This window comes from Bradyrhizobium sp. 613_E4_N2_2 (assembly GCF_052075995.1).
Classification (GTDB): Bacteria; Pseudomonadota; Alphaproteobacteria; order Rhizobiales; family Xanthobacteraceae; genus Bradyrhizobium; species Bradyrhizobium barranii.
Window position 1 is genome coordinate 1,650,521 of the sequence record NZ_CP197234.1, and the last position, 16,822, is coordinate 1,667,342.

General features: G+C 62.2%; 16 protein-coding genes. 8 read left to right on the top strand and 8 right to left on the bottom strand.

Annotated features, from left to right (window positions below; all coding sequences use genetic code 11):
• Positions 1 to 82 precede the first annotated feature (82 nt).
• The 6 genes from AB7290_RS07745 to AB7290_RS07770 all read left to right on the top strand — a co-directional run bounded on the left by AB7290_RS07745 (position 83) and on the right by AB7290_RS07770 (position 6,333).
• Positions 83 to 1,123, top strand: a complete 1,041-nt coding sequence (locus tag AB7290_RS07745; RefSeq protein ID WP_085399579.1) for a 2Fe-2S iron-sulfur cluster-binding protein — start codon at positions 83 to 85, stop codon at positions 1,121 to 1,123.
• A 49-nt stretch (positions 1,124 to 1,172) separates the two neighbouring features.
• A complete protein-coding gene (locus tag AB7290_RS07750) occupies positions 1,173 to 2,276 on the top strand; it encodes an aromatic/alkene monooxygenase hydroxylase subunit beta (protein WP_063981232.1) in 1,104 nt (367 codons plus the stop codon).
• A 46-nt stretch (positions 2,277 to 2,322) separates the two neighbouring features.
• Complete coding sequence (locus AB7290_RS07755; protein ID WP_028150059.1) at positions 2,323 to 2,679, top strand: MmoB/DmpM family protein; 357 nt, start codon at positions 2,323 to 2,325, stop codon at positions 2,677 to 2,679.
• A 109-nt stretch (positions 2,680 to 2,788) separates the two neighbouring features.
• Entirely contained in the window at positions 2,789 to 3,832 is a 1,044-nt protein-coding gene (locus AB7290_RS07760) for an amidohydrolase family protein (RefSeq protein WP_085399580.1), read from the top strand.
• Positions 3,833 to 3,837: 5 nt separating this feature from the next.
• Positions 3,838 to 4,626, top strand: a complete 789-nt coding sequence (locus tag AB7290_RS07765; RefSeq protein WP_283808548.1) for a metal-sulfur cluster assembly factor — start codon at positions 3,838 to 3,840, stop codon at positions 4,624 to 4,626.
• 78 nt (positions 4,627 to 4,704) lie between these two features.
• Positions 4,705 to 6,333: a molecular chaperone GroEL gene (locus AB7290_RS07770; RefSeq protein ID WP_354080098.1), complete on the top strand. Its 1,629-nt coding sequence runs from the start codon at positions 4,705 to 4,707 to the stop codon at positions 6,331 to 6,333.
• Between the two features lie 94 nt (positions 6,334 to 6,427).
• Here the strand turns inward: AB7290_RS07770 and AB7290_RS07775 are convergent, their stop codons facing one another.
• The 6 genes from AB7290_RS07775 to soxC form a co-directional block, all read right to left on the bottom strand.
• Complete coding sequence (locus AB7290_RS07775; protein WP_085399582.1) at positions 6,428 to 8,353, bottom strand: sigma-54-dependent Fis family transcriptional regulator; 1,926 nt, start codon at positions 8,351 to 8,353, stop codon at positions 6,428 to 6,430.
• An 857-nt stretch (positions 8,354 to 9,210) separates the two neighbouring features.
• On the bottom strand, positions 9,211 to 9,561 hold the full coding sequence (locus AB7290_RS07780; RefSeq protein WP_144030656.1) for a hypothetical protein: 351 nt from the start codon (positions 9,559 to 9,561) through the stop codon (positions 9,211 to 9,213).
• A gap of 142 nt (positions 9,562 to 9,703) precedes the next feature.
• Positions 9,704 to 10,021: a hypothetical protein gene (locus tag AB7290_RS07785; protein WP_085399584.1), complete on the bottom strand. Its 318-nt coding sequence runs from the start codon at positions 10,019 to 10,021 to the stop codon at positions 9,704 to 9,706.
• Positions 10,022 to 10,055: 34 nt separating this feature from the next.
• Positions 10,056 to 10,457, bottom strand: coding sequence for a DUF302 domain-containing protein (locus AB7290_RS07790; RefSeq protein WP_434057386.1), 402 nt, complete (start codon positions 10,455 to 10,457; stop codon positions 10,056 to 10,058).
• 76 nt (positions 10,458 to 10,533) lie between these two features.
• Positions 10,534 to 11,082, bottom strand: coding sequence for a c-type cytochrome (locus AB7290_RS07795; RefSeq protein WP_085399586.1), 549 nt, complete (start codon positions 11,080 to 11,082; stop codon positions 10,534 to 10,536).
• On the bottom strand, positions 11,069 to 12,340 hold the full coding sequence (soxC, locus tag AB7290_RS07800; RefSeq protein ID WP_085399587.1) for a sulfite dehydrogenase: 1,272 nt from the start codon (positions 12,338 to 12,340) through the stop codon (positions 11,069 to 11,071). Before soxC ends, AB7290_RS07795 begins: the two co-directional genes overlap by 14 nt.
• A 221-nt stretch (positions 12,341 to 12,561) precedes the next feature.
• Between soxC and AB7290_RS07805 the strand changes: the two genes are divergently transcribed.
• Positions 12,562 to 13,539: an AraC family transcriptional regulator gene (locus AB7290_RS07805; protein ID WP_354080092.1), complete on the top strand. Its 978-nt coding sequence runs from the start codon at positions 12,562 to 12,564 to the stop codon at positions 13,537 to 13,539.
• Here the strand turns inward: AB7290_RS07805 and AB7290_RS07810 are convergent.
• A complete protein-coding gene (locus AB7290_RS07810) occupies positions 13,502 to 15,289 on the bottom strand; it encodes a peptide ABC transporter substrate-binding protein (protein WP_085399589.1) in 1,788 nt (595 codons plus the stop codon). The genes AB7290_RS07805 and AB7290_RS07810 overlap by 38 nt on opposite strands.
• Positions 15,290 to 15,550: 261 nt before the next feature.
• Here AB7290_RS07810 and AB7290_RS07815 point away from each other — a divergent pair, with 261 nt between their 5' ends.
• Entirely contained in the window at positions 15,551 to 16,105 is a 555-nt protein-coding gene (locus AB7290_RS07815) for a hypothetical protein (RefSeq protein ID WP_354080090.1), read from the top strand.
• A 58-nt stretch (positions 16,106 to 16,163) separates the two neighbouring features.
• On the opposite strand, the gene AB7290_RS07820 is transcribed toward AB7290_RS07815, so the two are convergent.
• Positions 16,164 to 16,742 (bottom strand): TetR family transcriptional regulator, encoded by a 579-nt coding sequence (locus tag AB7290_RS07820; protein WP_085399591.1) that lies wholly within the window; start codon positions 16,740 to 16,742, stop codon positions 16,164 to 16,166.
• Between the last annotated feature and the right edge of the window lie 80 nt (positions 16,743 to 16,822).

Here is a 16,822-nt window from a genome sequence, read left to right on the forward strand (position 1 = left end):
CTTTCGGCGGCCCCTCTTGCCGGGACCGGCAAACGGTTTGCCGATCGTTCTGTACAACTGCCACGACGACAGGGCCGGGATAATGACGGACGTGCGGGTTCACAAGGTTCGTTTCGAGCCAGTGGGTATCGAGATGGAAGTCGAAGAGGGCGAGACCGTCCTCGATGCCGCGTTTCGTCAGGGCATCTCGCTGATGCATGGCTGCAAGGAAGGTCAGTGCGGCAGCTGCAAATCAAGGCTGGTCGAGGGGGACATCGAGCTTCTGAAATACTCGACCTTCGCTCTGCCGGATTACGAGAGCGAGACCGGCCACGTCCTGCTGTGCCGGACGCATGTCTACAGCGACATCGGTGTTGAATTACTCAACTATGACGAAGACCTGCTTAGCCGTTCGATCGCGGTGAAGGCATTTTCCGGCCGCGTGGCAGGGATTAGCGCGCTGACGTCAGACATCAGATTGCTGGAGATCGAGATTGAGAGGCCGATGAAGTTCTGGGCCGGCCAGTACGTCGATCTGACGCTTCAGGATGGCACCATCACCCGCGCCTTTTCGATGGCGAACCCGCCCGGAGAAGGCATCAATCTCCGCTTCATCATCAAGAAATATCCGAACGGGGCGTTTTCGTCCCAGCTTGATGGGAAGTTGGCCGTCGGCGACGCCGTGATCGCCAAGGGGCCGTATGGCACCTGCTTCCGGCGCGAAGAACGTCCGGGGCCGATGCTGCTGATCGGCGGCGGCTCGGGCATGTCGCCGTTGTGGTCGATCCTGGCCGATCACATCGGGAGTGGCGAGCAGAGACCGGTCCGGTTTTTCTACGGAGCGCGTACCCGCGCCGACTTGTTCTACCTCGATGAACTCGCGGCCATCGCGGCGCGGCTGAACGATTTCAAATTCGTGCCGGCACTGTCGCATGCGGAGACGGGTGACGGCTGGGACGGCGAGACCGGACTGATCCACGAGGTCGTGCTGCGCCATCTGCGCGAGGAGAAGCTGAGCGGCGCCATCGACGCCTACGCGTGCGGGCCGACGCCGATGATCGACGCCGTATTGCCCGTGCTGCAAATGAACGGCGTCGAGCCGGACCACATCTATTTCGACAAGTTTACGCCGGCGGTGCGATGACGGCGTTCGAGGTTCGTCGCAGAACAGAATGGCAGAAAGGGAGTAAGCAATGAGCGCGCAAACGAGCAGAGCAGCAGCGACCAAGCCTGCGGCGATCGTCAAATCCGGAGCCGCGGGGGCAGCGGTTTTCCCGGGCTCCGACAGCCGCAAGTACAACTACTTCGAACCGAAGGGGCGCAAGGCGACCCATTACGAAGACATGACGGTCGATGTTCAACCCGATCCGGAGCGCTATCTGCTGCAGGATTGGATCATCTCGTTCCCTGACGGAACGCCGACCTATTCCAAGGACTGGACGGCGGCAAAGAGCTCGAACTGGCACAAATTCCGCGCTGTCGACCAGGAGTGGGAGCGTACCCATTACCAGCGCCAGTCGACGATCTGCGGCATGGTGCAGAACACGATCGAGAATGGCCGGAAATCGGGCGCGCCGACCCGCTTCGATCCCGCTTGGGTGAAGATATTGCAGAACCATCTCGGAGCCTACAAGCATGCCGAGTTCGGTCTCGGCACCTCGACGATGCAGGCGCAACGTTACGGCTACACGCAGATGGTCAACAATGCGATCTTGACCAACTCGTCCTACAAGCTTCGCTTCGCGCAGGACATCACCCTTTATCTGAGCGAAATCGGCCTCGACCTTCCAGGCTTCGACATTGCCGCCGGCAAGAAGCACTGGCTGGAAGATCCGATCTGGCAAGGCGTGCGCAAGTCGGTTGAATCAGTGATGGGTTCAAACGACTATCTCGAGCAATATTTTGCGACCAATGCGGTGTTCGAGCCGCTGGTCGGCGAACTCTTCCGCTCAGGCTTCCTGATGCAGGCGGCGTCTGCGCAGAACGACTTCATCACTCCGGCTGTCGTCTCCGCTGCGGAGGCCGACTATGAGCGCAATCTCGCCAACACCGTCGAGCTGTTCCACATCCTCGGCACTGATCCGACCTTCGGGGCGCAGAACCTTGCGTTGTTCAACAAATGGTTGGCCAATCATGCCGATCTCGCGCTCGATGCCGCCAATCATTTGCAGCCCATCTGGTCGCAGCCTCGGGTCAAGGTCGCGGCTTTCGCCGATGCCATGGCGCACGCGAAGAATCGTATCAGGGGTATCGCCGCCGAGCTTGGCCTGACGGTTCCGGCCGGACTGGCGTCGTAATCGGCATCGCTTCACGCCCTCACACTCAATCCTTCTGGAGACCGACATGCTGCACGAGAATGACAACATCTTCAAATCGATGAAAGACATCACGTTCGAGGACACGGTGTCGCATCAATGCGGAGTGACAATGAACGATAGCGTCGAGGCGCGCGCTATCGCCGAAGTCATGAGCCGTCATGAACACATCAAGGTGACCTACATGCCGGCGATGATCCGTATCGATGGCGACGGCAAGATGGAATTCAAGATGGATGAGATTTCCGAAGAGTTGGGCCGCGTCATGACCCCGCATCTCTTCGAGATTTCAACCTCGACGCATTACGGCCGCATGGTCATGACGGACGACAACACCGTCATGCTGTTCGGCGACATGAACGAGATGATGAAATACATCGTTTAATGATCGCCAGCGAACCAGCCTGGCCGGCACAGCGCCGGCCGGGCTCAATCGACGACATCAATCGCGCCTCACAACAATACGCAATATCCAGCGGAGCGGGAGTAACGCCATGTACAGGACGGCCAAGGGTGAAGAGATTTTTGTCATCGATGGGCATACCCATTTCTGGGATGGTAGCCCGGCCAACCAGAAGAACATCCACGGCAAGCAGTTCATCGAGTGCTTCTACGCCTATCACTCGAATCTGAGCCCGCCGTCGGAGAAATGGGAGAAGGAGAAGTTCGAGAAGTACGACGCCAAGACGATGTTCGACGACCTGTTCGTCACCGGTTACGACGACATGGCGATCCTTCAGCCGACCTATCTCACCGATTTTTACAAGAACGGCTTCAATACCACCGAACGAAACTCGACGATGAAGAAGAGCCATCCGGACCGCTTCATCCTGAACGGCGCCTTTGATCCGCGTGACGGTACCAAGGGCATCGAAGACCTTCATGCGCTCTCCGAGAAGCACAAGCTGAAGGGCGTCAAGCTTTACACCGCCGAATGGCGTGGCGAGTCGAAGGGCTACAAGCTCACCGACAAGGCGTCCTACCAGTATCTCGAGGCGGCGCAGAAGCTCGGGATCAAGAACATCCACGTCCACAAGGGGCCAACGATCATCCCGCTGAACCGGGATGCGTTCGATGTCGCCGATATCGATGACGTCGCCACCTCGTTCCAGGATTTAAACTTCATCGTCGAGCATTGTGGCTTGCCGCGCCTTGACGATTTCTGCTGGATCGCGACCCAGGAAACCAACGTCTATGCCGGCCTCGCGGTGGCGTTGCCCTTCATCCATTCGCGGCCGGGGTACTTCGCCCACGTCATTTCCGAACTGCTATTCTGGGTCGGACCGGACAAGATCCTTTACGGTAGCGATTATGGCATCTGGACGCCGAAATGGCTGATCGACAAGTTCATGGCATTTGAAATCCCGGCCGACGTCACCAAGGAGACCGGTTCGGTGCTGTCGATGGAAACGAAGACCAAGATCCTCGGTCTCAATGCCGCGCGCATCTATGGCATCGATGTCGAAGCGCAAAAGAAGAAGATCCAGGCGGGCGGCGGTTATGCCCACTTGCCCGAAGCCGTTCACGCGCCGAGGTGATGGCCATGAAGCGTGGCGTTGAGGGGAGGGAGCGGCCGAGAAGCCGCTCGTCAGATGACAGGCAGGCGCAGATATGGGCCTGCCTGCGAGACGTGATGGACCCGGAACTCGACGAGTCCGTCATCGACCTGAATTTCGTGACCAGGGCCGATGTCGACGCGAAGGATCGGGTCCACATCGAGTTCCGCTTGCCGACCTATTGGTGCGCTGCCAATTTTTCGTTCCTGATGGCGGACGACATGCGCCGGTCCATCAGCGCGTTGGACTGGGTCAAGGGCGTCAGCGTGGTCTTGGGTGAGCACATGTATGCCGACAAGATCAATGCGGGCCTCGCGCTGGGGCGCTCGTTCCAGGAAACGTTCGGCGCCGAGGCCGATGGCAGCCTCGATGATCTGCGTCAGACATTCCTCGTCAAGGCGTTCCAGCGCCGGCAGGTTGCGCTACTCAGTCACCTCATCGCGCTGGGGCAATCGCCGGCAGAGATCGTGAGCCTGACGTTGACGGAGCTCGGTTGCCTGCCGCTCGACGATGCAGGTGAGGCGCTGATTCAGCGCTATCTCGAGCGACGTGCCGTCGTAGGTCCGGCAAGCGGTGGTGAACCCGCCTTTGTCGATGCGAACGGAGCGCGGCTGAAAGCCGACGGCCTTGCCGCATACCTGTCGAATCTACGGCGCGTGGGCATCAATGCTGAATTCAACGGCGCACTGTGCCGCGGCCTGCTTGCCGCGCGGTTCGACCTCGATACACCGTTCGTACCGAAATCGAGGACGATGCCGGCGTCGCCGGACACGTAACAGGTGCCGTGATGCGGGTGCGCAGCATCGACAACAAGTCCAGACCAGACGACCTCAAGGCAAAGTCGGGGATATAGAATGCCGAAGATCATGTTGCACGATGAAGCTGCGCGGGCCGCGCTGGGCCGGGGCGTCGCCAAGCTCGCCAAGGCGGTACGCGGAACGCTGGGTCCGAGGGGTATGAACGCGATCATGGACCGACCGATCGGCACACCGATCGTGTCGCGCGATGGCGTCAGCATTGCCAGCGAAATCGAACTTGAATGCCCGTTTGAGAATATGGGCGCGCAGGTGTTGCGTGAGGTTTCAGCGCGAACCAATGAGGTGGCGGGGGACGGCACCACCACGGCGACCGTGCTGGCGGATGTTCTTGTGCAGGAAGGCCTGAAATGTTTAGCGGCCGGCGCCAATCCGGTCGAGCTGGTTCAAGGGCTGGAGCTGGCGGTTAGTGAGACCATTACGGCGTTACGACGGTCGGCGAGACCGCTGCAGGGGCCTGCTGGCCTGCGGGCTGTTGCGAGCATTGCCGCCAACGACACAGCGCTTGGCGACATGGTCGGCGAAGCCTTCGAGCGCGCCGGCAATCACGGAATCGTCGCGGTGGAATTTGGCAACACGGTCGAGACGACGCTGGAAATCGTTGAAGGCATGGCCTTCGATCGCGGCTATCTTTCACATCATATGGTCACCGATGTCGAGAAAATGCAGGTGGTTCTCGACAGTCCGTTCATCGTCATGACCGATCTCAAGATCCAGACCGGGGAGCAACTGGCTGGTGTGATCTCGCTCATCGAGAAGAGCGGGCGACCTTTGCTGATCATCGCCGAGGAAGTGGCGCCATCGGTCATCATGCAATTGCTGGCGCGTCGGGAGAAATCCAATTTCAAGGTCGCCGCGATTCATCCGCCGGAGTTCGGCCATTGGCGCAAGGCGATGCTCGAGGATATCGCGATCACGACCGGAGGGCGCGTTATCTCGGCGGATCTAGGCGGAAGGCTCGAGAAGGTGGAGCTGCACGACCTTGGGTCCGCGCGCCAAGTGCGCATTTCCGCCTCGAAGACCCTGATCACGGCGGGAAGTGGCGATCAGAAGGCCATCGCGGCGCGACGCGAGCAGGTGTTGCGCCAATACGATGCCGCTCCCGAAAATATTGAGCGGGACAAGTTCCAGGAGCGCATCGCAAAACTGTCCGGCGGCACAGCGATGATTCTTGCCGGCGGCGCGACGCCGGTCGAGCAAAAACGCCGGACCCAGTTGATCGAGGATGCGATCAACGCGACCCGCGCCGCGATCGAAGAAGGCATTGTGCCGGGCGGGGGAGTGGCCTTGCTCAGGATCGCTGCAAGGCTCGACGAATTGATCAGTCGTCTGGACGGAGGCGCCAGGCAGGGCGCCGAGCTGCTGCAACGCGCGCTCAGTCGGCCGCTTTTCTACATTGCCGCCAATGCCGGTCTGAACGGAGAGGCGGAAGTTGCGAGAATTGCCAAGGCCACGAATGGCCACGGGCTCGACGTGCGCAATGGTTCGGCGGTCGATCTTGTCGAAGCTGGCATTATCGACCCGGTCAAGGTTTGCTACAGCGCGGTTCGCAATGCGGCATCGGTGGCCGGACTGATCCTGACGACTCAGACCTTGATCGCCAAGAAGCCGGATGACTACGATCCGACCGCCGGCCCGGCCCGAGGTGGTGGCGCTGAGCTGCTTTGAACGGAACAATCATCGGTTCGAAGCGACCGGCGCTCTGTCCATAGTAGGGCATGCTGCGATACTCGCAGCATCGGCGCTTCGAGGCACTATGGCATCACTCGGGCTTCTTCTGCCCCAGTGCGCGATAGATGGTGTTTCTTGAGACGCCGAGGCGTCGCGCGGTTTCGCTGACGTTTCCGGCGGTCTCGGCATACACAACAAGGATTCGCGCGCGGTGGATGTCGTGGAGCGATCCGGACTCCGCTCCGGAGTGTTGAACGATGCTCTCCGCGCTGGCTTCGTTGATAGAGCCGTCCGCAGCGGCAAGGGTGAATCGCGCCAGAACGTTGCGGAGCTCGCGGACGTTGCCAGGCCAGGGACGTGCGGCGAGATGCGCAATGTCCGTCCGCGTGATCTCGCAATTCGGGTCGATCGCATTGAGCAGATGGCGAACGATGGCATCAAAGTCGTTGCGATCCCGGAGCGGTGGCAGGTTGACCTCGAGCGTATTGAGACGATAGAGCAGGTCGGATCGGAACCGGGCTTCGGCGATGGCCTTGTCCAACCTGGCGTTGGTGGCGGAGATGAGAAAGACATCGACCTTCGATCTGACGCCGCCGACGGGGCGCACGGTCCAGTCGTCGAGCAGGCGCAGAAGCACCGCCTGCAGCGCGACGGGCATGTCGCCGATCTCGTCAAGGAACAGCGTGCCGCCGTCGGCCTCCTTGACCAGTCCAATCGCGCCGCCGCGCCGCGCCCCGGTGAATGCTCCGGCGGCATAGCCAAACAGCTCGCTCTCGATCAGGCTTTCCGGCAGGGCGGCGCAATTCACTGGAACGAACGCGCCGGTCCGCCCACTCGCCATATGGGCGTGGCGGGCAAGCTGTTCCTTGCCGGTTCCGGTCTCGCCTCGGATGAGGATGGGCATCTTGCGTGCTGCCGCGGTCTCGACTTGACGGACGATGGCTCGGACCGCGGGGTCGTCCGCAACGAAGCCGGCGGCCATGCTCTGAAGAGACCGTGGTTCCGGCTTTGAATCCTTTCGGGCAGATGATGAGCTCGCGGTCTCGCGACCGTCAGATTCGGATCTCGATTTCTGGACATCGCGATGCGTGATCAACTGGCGTCGTCGCGCGTGCAGCACCACGATGGCGCCGATGCCGGAGCGTTCGTTCTCGACGAAGTTGAAGCTCGCGTTGGGAAGCAGCTCCTTCAGCCTGCTCGGCCACTCATCGAAGGGAACCGTCTTCAAAAAGCGGGTTGGCGCGTCGTTGTGAATGCCGTGGCGATCATGCTGGAGTGCGTTCAGAGCACGCTCGGTGGCGTGGAGGATCATGCCACGACGATCGAGCACGATGCATTCATCGTTCGCCCATTGCGATCTCCTGCCGAGAAAGCGGCACAGCAACTCCTCGTGTTCCTGTCGGACCGATTGGGCCAGAACGCTTTCCACGTGATGGCCGACCGCGACGGCCAAAGCCAGGCTCTGCGGATTGAAGGTGCTTGCAGGACCCGAGATGTCGACCACGCCAAGCAGTTCGCCATCGGTCGGGTCATGAACCGGGACGGCAGCGCAAGTCCACCGCTGCACCTCCGAGCAGAAATGCTCTGTACCGTGAATTTGGACAGGTTTCGATTCCGCTATCGCGGCGCCGATCGCGTTGGTGCCGATGTCGGCCTCGCTCCAGCGTCCTCCGTGTTCGAGATGGACTGCGCGGCCGGCGTCGATGACCCTGTCGTCGCCCTGCGTATCGATGATCAGCCCACTCGGATCGGTGAGGATCATGATTGAGTTTGCATCGCGCAGAAATGTTTTTGAGTTCTCGAGAGCGCAGCGGGCGGCATGACGGAGCGACGCGTATTTGGAGCGATGACGAAACAACTCGGCGTCCGCGACGAGCGGCGCTCGCGCACGGTCGACGGTGACGTGATGGTTCCTGGATCGCTGCCACGACGCTGCGACCGATGATCTCAAGTCGGATGACAACGCTCCGCGCTCGACGAACTTCTCCCACGCCGCCAGCACTTCTCGTTGGTCCATCCCGGCTCCTCCGACGTGAAAGGTGCTGGACCGCTCATGACGGGCCCTGCGATCATTCACCTGAATGCGGGGGAGTGCCTGCCGCAACTGCCGGTTCGCTCACGCAAAAGTCCGACGGTAAGACCCTTCCAGGCCGCCGTGACGGCCGTCTGAATCGGATTCCATATCCGTCGCACCCGCCGTGAAGACGACCGCGCCTTCCGATCAAGCAACCCCTTCAGCGTCTCACGTCCCGAACGTCCCGGGCCTTTCTCTCAAGCCCGTTGACCGGATCAGCCTATACATTTTGAATGGTTCTAGCAAAGGTAGCGATCGAAGTTCCGCTGGGCCGCGGCTCGATCTGTTCGAAAATCTAGGCTAGGCGCGCAGTAGTGCGGCGCAGCATCAGGGAATTGGGCGGTGCGGGCTAGTATCTTCGGCCATCCACACGGGCCGCAGCTATGGACATCGGGGGCCGCATCCGATCAAGCGTGGAGGCGATCCAGAGGGGCAACCGGGAGACAACGGCAGCGGACAGAATGCCGTCGAAAGTGACTTGCGTTCAGGATCCAGGGGTTACGTCAGTCAAAAGTGGTGGCGTCAGTCAAATCGCAACCTGGACCGAATGTCGGTATCGGTGGTTGCACGTCCCCGATTTGAACCTACCGCTCGACACGCTTCTGAGTCTAGGCGGACGACCGGAGGAAATATCGCAGATTTGCGTCGTGTGGGGGAAGGCGATAGCGCTCTCCCGCTGCCAATCATTTCTTCAAGCGAACATCGTGCAATGTTGGTACCTGCAAAGGCTTTACGTCCGACGCGGACCTCTGGCCGCGGTAGCATCGCTTGAACGGCGCGACGAAGGTTGCCGGTAACCGCTACTGGCTTTTGGTAGCGTAGCGCTTGCAGATCAACTCAAGCCCTTGCCGTTCGGCTGCGACCTTGTTGACCTGTGCGATGCCCTGTCGCGCACCGAGTTGCCAGAATTGCGGATAGTCGGCTTTGAGTTTCGCCGCGGTTCTGGCCATCTCGGGATGACGTTGCTCGAACGTCGGCATTTCATAGCCCTTTGGCAGGCAGAGCGAGCGAATGTGTTCGTAGCCCTCGCAGGTCTTGCCGGCACTAGCCGCGGCCCGTTGCGTCTCTTGTAGCGGAGTGGGGATGATTGTCTCTGCCTGGACGGGGATTGAGATGGCGAGGGCGATCGATAGAACGAACGGCGACTTCACGGCAGAACTCCAGAAGTACATTGTACGTAGGGTAGAGCACTTGCGAAACCTATCATGCTTCATCGTCGGGCAAACTCAGTTGGGTTTCGCTGCGCTCTACCCATCCTGCAAGACTGCTGTCTGACAGGTCGATGTTGCGCCGTCAGCGCGGGCCGCTCTGTCCATCGTCCGGATCGCTCTCCGGCTCTCGGATCAGCACCACCGGCTCGTCATATCCCTTGCGGCTGCTGTAAAACACCAGTGCCATCAGGCCGACGCCGACGACCAGCGAGAACACGACGCCGAGCACCAGCGCGACATAGCCGGACGCCGGCACGCTGGTATCCGTGCTGGTCCAGCCGAGATAGCCGAGAACGCTCGCGGCGACGAGCATCGCGCACAACGCCGCGATGACCAGCCATCGGGCGAGCTTGCTGTCTTGCGCCTCGGGCGGCGCCGGTTGCCCGCTGGTCACGTTCATGAACCTCTCTCCTCGCGCGGCCGTCGCGTCGCGCTTACGGTGCAGTGGCCTTGGTCGCGATCGCATGCAGTGCGGCGGTCATCGCGCCGATGGCGGTCTTGGCCGGCTCGCCGACGCCGTGACGGCCGGCGAGATAGGCCGGATCGTTGTACGACAGCCAGGTCGCGCCTTGCTCGTCCTGCCAGACCAGCGCCTTCAGCGGCAGGTCGATGCCGGCGGTCTGCGCCTGCTGCATCAACGGCGTCCCGCCCTTGGCGTTGCCGAAGATGAGCAGATCAGTCGGCCGCAGAGTCATGCCGACGGCGGCAGCGCCCGCGGCGTGATCGACATGGGCAAACACGGTGAGGCCTTTGGCCTTCACCTCGGTCTCGAGCCGCGTCATCGTGTCCTGCGGGCCAAAATTGCTCTTGATGGTGATAAGTCCGTCTGTAGCCATTGCCTGTGTCTCCCAGAAACATGTCGCGACCAGTGCGAAGATCCGGACCAGTGTGAAGAGCCTCATGATGTCAGGCTCACTTCTTGCGGAATAATCGCGCCGGGTCGAATTCCGGCTCCGGAATGAAGCCGTCGCGATTGGGCATCCTGATCTTCGGCAAGGACTCCTTGTCGACCTTGCCGTCGGCGGGAACGATGCCGTTGAGGCTCAAGATGTAGGCGGTGACGGCATAGGTCTCGTCGGTGCTGAGCGAGCCCGGCGTCGGATATGGCATCGCGCGATGAATGTAGTCGAACAGGGTCGTCGCATAGGGCCAGAAGCTGCCGACGGTCTTGACCGGCATATTGGAGGCGAGCGTGCCCTGTCCGCCGGCGAGACGATCCTTGATGCCGCCCTGGCCGTTGTCGCCATGACAGGCCGCGCAATTGTCGGCAAAAATCTGCTTGCCCTGCACCGCCGTGCCGCTGCCGTCGGGCAGACCCTTGCCGTCGGGACCGATGTCGATGTCCCACAGCTTGATTTCCTGCGGCGTTGCCGGACGGCCGAAATCGAACGCCAGCGCGGGCGCGGCGAGCAGGCCGGCGGTGAGGATGCCGGCGAGAAACAGCTTGTCATGCGAGGACATTGCGGACCCTCCCGGCTTCGTCGATGCTCCAGGTCTGCTGGGCGTTGTAGTGAAACAGCGCGTTGGTCCCCATCGCGGCGATGAAGGACTGCCGGTCCGGCTGAACGTTGCCGTGGTCGTCGGTCGAGCGGCTCACGATTTTTGTCGGCTTGCCGTCCCAGACCCAATCCATCTGGAAGCGCACCTGCGCCTTGGACAGCACCGGCTGGCTCAGCTGCGCGGGCTTCCAGGTCCTGGCGCCGTCGGTGGAGATCTCGACCTTGGCGATCTTGCCATGCCCGCTCCAGGCAAGACCCGAGATGCGGTTATAGCCGGGCTGGATCTGCATCATGCCGGAGGGCTGGGTGATGACGGAGTTGGTTTCCATCCGCAGCTGAAACTGCCGCGCCTTGCCGTTGGCCAGCAGCTGCGTGTAGCGGGCCGTCTCCCAGCGCGTCATCCATGGCTCGCTGCCGAACTTGAGGCGGCGCAGCCATTTGATGTTGAGGTTGCCTTCGAAGCCCGGCATCACCAGCCGCATCGGAAAGCCGTGCGCGGGCCGCAGCGGCTCGCCGTTCTGGCCGTAGGCGACGAAAGCCTCGTTCACGATCTCGTCGGTGAGGGGAATGCTGCGATCGACGCCCGCGCCGTCGCCGCCCTCCGCCAGCATCCAGTTCGAGCCCTTGTCCTTGGCGACGAGGTCGATCAGGAATTTGAGCGGAACGCCGGTCCATTCATTGGTGCTGACGAGGCCATGCGTGTTCTGCACCGTCACGTCAGGATCGGCCTTTTTCCAGTTCTCCCATCCGTTGCCGGTGCATTCGATGAACACGACGCGCGTCACCGACGGCATCCGCTTCAAGTCCTCGACGTTGAGCACCAGCGGCTTGCCGACCATGCCGTGGATGAGCAGCCGGTGCTGCGCGGGATCGATATCGGGCACGCCGGAATGGCTGCGCTCGTAATGTAGATCGGTCGGCGTGATGTTACCGACGAGCTTCTGATGCGGCGTCTTGGAATTGATGGCATCGCCGGGATCGACGTTGCGCTTGCCCGGTGTCGCCTCGGGGATGCGATCGAGTTTTGCAAACCGGGAGCGTTCGCTGTGCGCGCTGAGATCGGCGCCGGGCCCGCGATCGGGGACGTCGGCGAGCGTCTCGGCGCCCGCCGCCTCGGACGCCACCGCGCCAAGGATGCCCGCCGACAGGCCTCCCACGAAGCCGCGGCGCGACACATTCGCAGGCCGTGGCAACAACTCGACTGGCGTCTTGGACGTCATATGATCTCCCCTTGATAACCCTGTTTTTTGGAAATCCCTGCCGCCTTCATGCCGTGACATTACCGAACGCCGTGAGGATTGCTCGTTAGGATATGTTAAAAGCCATGAGTACTGGTCCACTCATGCGCGGGACGGCCCGCTCATACGTTAGATGCGCTTGGCTGTTCCATGGAATGGCCGGGCGGCTCGGAGACATGTCCGGGCGGATCAAGGGGAGAGGGATGTCGGAGGCGGACGCGGCGGAATTGTTGAAGGCGATGGTGCCGCTGTTCAGGATCCGTCCAATATTCGAGGATTCCTGCAAGTTCGGCGGCAGCTGGGAGTCGCTACACGCGCCGAACGGCAAGGGATGGGCGCAGTTCCACATGGTCACACGCGGCGCTTGCGTGGTCGAGCGGCCGGGCCTGGGTCCGCAGCGGCTGGAAGCCGGAGATATCCTCCTGCTGCCGCACGGCGACAGTCACGCGGTTCGCAGCCGGACTGGCGGCGCTATCGGGCGTGTTACGACCGAGGTCCGAAATGGCGTCCGCCAGCGCGCGACGGTCGAGGCCGAGGTCGATACCGAACTGCTGTGCGGCCGTTTCCTGTTCGAGACGTCGGATGAGAATCCGCTGATCGCCGCGCTTCCAGACGAGATCATCCTGCGCACGGCGGAGGAGCCGCTGCTGGAACGGTTTCGGCGCCTGCTGATCGACATCCGCGAAGAGCTGGACGCGGGACGGGTTGGATCGGAGGTGGTCGCGGCCGACCTCGCGAGAGCGTTGTTCGTGATGATGCTCCGCGATCATCTTTCGGACGATGCCTCCGGGAATGGGACGGTGTCGCTGTTGCGCGACCGCATGACGGCCCGTGTGGTGTCGGCGATCCTCAACGATCTTGCCCGGGACTGGACGCTCGACGACATGGCGGCGGTGGCGATCGCCTCGCGTGCGACGCTGGTGCGCGCTTTTCAAAAGCGCGCGGGGGTCGCGCCCATGACGTTCCTGTCCGATCTGCGATTGACGGTCGCGCGCAAGCGGCTGGCCGGCACCTCCGATCCGATCGCCAAGATCGCCGGCGAGGTCGGGTATGCGTCCGAGGGCGCGCTGAGCAAAGCGATCATGCGCAGATACGGCATGCGGCCCGGCGCTTTGAGGGAGCCGGGTCCTCAGGCGCCGGTTGTCAAACCCGATACCAGCTCCCCAGATTCCAGGTCGTGACGTCCCAGCCCGAGATGTCGGCCATGAGGCTATTGACGCCGGCGCCAACGATGTTGCGGGAGAGCAGCGGCACGAGAATATTGGCTTCGCAGAAGATCTCGTTGACCTTGATCAGGAGCGCGGCGCGCTTGACCGGATCGAGCTCCTGCTGCGCGGTCTTGTAGGCCTTGTCGGCCTCGGGATCGGACCAGCGCGAGATGTTTCGGCCGAGCCACTTGTTCTCCTTGTTGGCGATCTCCCAGGAGACGCACTGGTTCAAGAACCGCTCCGGATCGGGCTGCGGCTGCGTCGTGTTGTACATCTCCATGTCGCAATAGAGTTTTGAGTAGGTGTCGGGGTTGCCGACGTCAGACGAGAAGAACACCGATGCGGTGACCGACTTCAGCTCGATGTCGATGCCGGCCTTCTGGCAGGCCTGCTTGATGATGGCCTGCGTCTTCTGGCGCGGGCCGTTGATCGAGGTCTGGAACACGTATTTGAGCTTCTTGCCGTCCTTCTCGCGGATGCCGTCCGCGCCCCGCTTCCAGCCGGCCTCGTCGAGGATTTTGTTCGCCTTGTCGACGTCGAACGCGTAGGTCAGCTTGCCCGACTTGAACTGCTGGGGCTGGTTGACGAAGCTCGCCGTGGCGATGCCGCCGCGGCCATAGATGAATTTCTGGATCGCCTCGCGATCGATCAAGAGGTTGAACGCCTGGCGGACGACCGGATCGGACAGCGTCGGGTGCTTGGTCTTGACGCTGGAGCGCTCGCCGTCGACCTCGGTCCAGGGGTCCGTCGTGTTGAGGATGATGAACTCGACGTTGCCGGACGGCGTGATGTCGACCCTGCCTTTGCCGCTGGCCTCCATGCGCTTGAGGACCTCCTCCTCCACCAGCAGGTTCCAGGCATAGTCGTACTCGGCGGTCTGGAGCACGGTGCGCGCCGCGGAGACCGCGTCGCCGCCGCCCTTGACCTCGAGCGTGTCGAAATGCGGCTGGTTCTTGACGTGATAGTCGGGGTTGCGTTCGGCCCGGATCAGGTCGCCCGGCTTGAACTCGACGAATTTGTACGGGCCGGTGCCGACCGGCTTCAGATTACCCGGCGCCTCGCGCGACTTCGCGCCGGCATAGTCGCCGAAATGATGCTTCGGCAGGATCTGGCCGACCGAGCCGACGAAGGGGTCGGCCCAGAACGGGGTGGGGGCCTTGAACAGCACCTTGACGGTGTGGTCGTCGATCTTCTCGACGGTGATGTCCTTGTAGGATCCCGTGCTGTAGGCGGCGGTCGCGAGGTCCGCTGCGTAGGCCCAGGTGAAGACGACGTCGTCGGCGGTGAAGGGCTTGCCGTCATGCCACTTCACGCCCTGCTTCAGCTTCCAGATGACGCTCATGCCGTCGGCCGCGAGGCTGCCGTTCGCCTTGGTCGGAATCTCGGCGGCGAGGCAGGGGATGAGGTTGCCGTCCTTGTCCCAGCCGGCCAGCGGCTCGAAGAAGATGCGCGAGGCGACCTGATCCTTGGTGCCGATCGCGAAATGCGGATTGAGCAGGGTGGGGGCCTGCCACAGCAGGATCTTGAGCGGGCCGCCGCCGCCGGCCTTGGTCGGCTTGTATTGCAGCGTGGCATCCGCCATCGCGACGTCGTTCCAGAGCAGGATCTGGCTCGCGACCGGCGCGGCGATCCCGGCCGCAGCCATGGTCCGGATGAACGAGCGTCGCGACAGCGTGCCTTGCTTCACCTCCGCGATGGACTTGCGTATCTCGTCTTCGTTCATCGAATGACCCCCACCTCGAAGAAAAATCGTCTTCGGCACCCCATCATGTTGCATCATGCACGAGGCGGCAATGCCGGCGAGGCCGCAAGGCCCTGCGACGAAATGGCGAAGTGGAGGTGGGCAGCTTCTGCCGGGACATTGTTGCCGGCGTGAAGGGGATGCCGGCCGGATTTCGCGATAAGCCCTTGATGGCAATGAGGCTCTCATCTGGCATGCGCATTGCACGCAAAGCGTGCGTTCGCAATGACAGTGGAGTGCGGTATGAGCGTCAGCAGCATGAGCAGCATCGGTGGAAGCGCGGCGGGGTCGCCTTCATCCACCAGCCAGTCGAAATCAGCGGGTTCACAAGACGGCGCCTCGATGTTCTCGTCTCTGCTGGAGAGCGGCACGCCCTACGACGAGGTCAAGGTGAGCCTGCCGAACGGTATGTCGATCGGCATCGTCCATTTCGGTGGCGGCGGCTTCGACAGCAGCGCGCTCAAGTCCATCGAGGATTTCGTGCAGAAGCTCGCGAGCCAGCAGATTTCTGGTGATCCGGCGTCCGGCGCCGACCAGTCGCAGAACGGCGACACGCCCGACGCCGTCGGGATCGACAAGGTTCATGTCGATCTTCCGAACGGAATCTCGTTCGAGGTGCTGCATTCCTCCGGCGGCCACGCCACGGACAGCGACGCCGTCCTGAAGGAGCTCACCGAGGCCGCCGAAGAACTCGCCGAATCGCTGTCGCACTATTCGCCGGCCTCGGCCGCGGCTTCCGCTTATGCCTCGCAAGCAAGTTCGTCCGGCCGCAGCAGCCAGCTCGACGCGAGGAGCTGAGCAACACGCAGGCCGCCCTGAGCTAGGACGATCCGGTGCGAGCAGAGGGGCGAATGCACTAGCACCCCTTCGCGAGCGCCAGCGCAGCTTCCACCGCGTTTTCGAGAATCTCCTCCGACAATTGCCTGTCGCTCACCGCGCGCGACAATTGCAGCGCGCCGACCATGGTGGCGTAGGCCGCGATGGCGCGGCGGCGCCGTTCCGCCGGGGTGCCCCCAGGCATTTGCGCCGCCATCAGCGCGAGGATGTCGGACATCTTGCCGGTGAAGGCCTCGCGCGTTGCCTTCGGATGCCGCGCGATCTCGGAGACGAGGGCCGCGGTCGGGCAACCGGTCGCCGCGCGATCGCGATGCTTGGGCGAGAGATAGTCGCGGATCACGGTCTCGAGCGCGACGCCGTTTTCGAGATTGTCCCTGTGCCGCTGCTCGCGCCGCTCCAGCGCGTCGAGCAGCACCGCGCGCACCAGATCTTCCTTGGAGGCGAAGTGCGTGTAGAAAGCGCCGTTGGTCAGGCCCGCCTCCGCCATGATGCCGGCGAGGCCGACTGCGGCGATGCCGCTCTCGCGGAACTGCGATGATGCGACATCGAGAATGTGCCGCCGTGTCGTGTCCCTGTGTCCCTTGTCGTAGCGCGCCAATTCCGCCTCCTGCGAACCCGCCGCCCCCTATGCCACAAAATCGTGAGGTCTGTCCTATTGCATTACGGTCATACTAATAC

Excerpts from the sequence above, each read along its gene's own strand:
- AB7290_RS07790 (WP_434057386.1), bottom strand. The coding sequence starts at position 10,457 with ATGGCTACAGACGGACTTATCACCATCAAGAGCAATTTTGGCCCGCAG.
- AB7290_RS07795 (WP_085399586.1), bottom strand. The coding sequence starts at position 11,082 with ATGTCCTCGCATGACAAGCTGTTTCTCGCCGGCATCCTCACCGCCGGC.
- AB7290_RS07770 (WP_354080098.1), top strand. The coding sequence starts at position 4,705 with ATGCCGAAGATCATGTTGCACGATGAAGCTGCGCGGGCCGCGCTGGGC.
- AB7290_RS07775 (WP_085399582.1), bottom strand. The coding sequence starts at position 8,353 with ATGGACCAACGAGAAGTGCTGGCGGCGTGGGAGAAGTTCGTCGAGCGC.
- AB7290_RS07805 (WP_354080092.1), top strand. The coding sequence starts at position 12,562 with ATGTCGGAGGCGGACGCGGCGGAATTGTTGAAGGCGATGGTGCCGCTG.
- AB7290_RS07750 (WP_063981232.1), top strand. The coding sequence starts at position 1,173 with ATGAGCGCGCAAACGAGCAGAGCAGCAGCGACCAAGCCTGCGGCGATC.
- AB7290_RS07755 (WP_028150059.1), top strand. The coding sequence starts at position 2,323 with ATGCTGCACGAGAATGACAACATCTTCAAATCGATGAAAGACATCACG.
- AB7290_RS07760 (WP_085399580.1), top strand. The coding sequence starts at position 2,789 with ATGTACAGGACGGCCAAGGGTGAAGAGATTTTTGTCATCGATGGGCAT.
- soxC (WP_085399587.1), bottom strand. The coding sequence starts at position 12,340 with ATGACGTCCAAGACGCCAGTCGAGTTGTTGCCACGGCCTGCGAATGTG.
- AB7290_RS07785 (WP_085399584.1), bottom strand. The coding sequence starts at position 10,021 with ATGAACGTGACCAGCGGGCAACCGGCGCCGCCCGAGGCGCAAGACAGC.
- AB7290_RS07810 (WP_085399589.1), bottom strand. The coding sequence starts at position 15,289 with ATGAACGAAGACGAGATACGCAAGTCCATCGCGGAGGTGAAGCAAGGC.
- AB7290_RS07815 (WP_354080090.1), top strand. The coding sequence starts at position 15,551 with ATGAGCGTCAGCAGCATGAGCAGCATCGGTGGAAGCGCGGCGGGGTCG.
- AB7290_RS07765 (WP_283808548.1), top strand. The coding sequence starts at position 3,838 with ATGAAGCGTGGCGTTGAGGGGAGGGAGCGGCCGAGAAGCCGCTCGTCA.
- AB7290_RS07745 (WP_085399579.1), top strand. The coding sequence starts at position 83 with ATGACGGACGTGCGGGTTCACAAGGTTCGTTTCGAGCCAGTGGGTATC.